At 52.1% G+C, this 242-nt stretch carries 1 protein-coding gene; it reads left to right on the top strand.

Annotated features, from left to right (window positions below; translation table 11 throughout):
- Positions 1-39 precede the first annotated feature (39 nt).
- Positions 40-242: hypothetical protein (locus FS628_RS32335; RefSeq protein ID WP_222125347.1), on the top strand; the 203-nt coding region annotated here is incomplete at its 3' end.

The raw sequence follows: 242 nt of genomic DNA, 5'->3' as shown, positions 1-242 counted from the left end.
GTGAAAGGTATTTAAAGCAGTGAAGGGGTGTTTGAGAGTTTGGTTGGCAGATTGACTGGAGGGCATGAGGGTCTCAATGAGGGGAAATTGATAGGGGTCGGGGGGGAGTTGGTGAATGGGATTCAGGAGTTCAGTGGGGTGAGTGGGAGGAGGGGTGAGGAGAATTGGTTTGGGAAAGAGGGGGAGGGGTTGTGGGGATTTCAAGTGTTCTGGGTGATTGAGGAGATGGCGGAGGAGAATAA

This window comes from Paenibacillus xylanexedens (assembly GCF_007676705.1).
Classification (GTDB): Bacteria; Bacillota; Bacilli; order Paenibacillales; family Paenibacillaceae; genus Paenibacillus; species Paenibacillus xylanexedens_C.
This window is presented reverse-complemented; position numbering and strand designations above follow the sequence as displayed.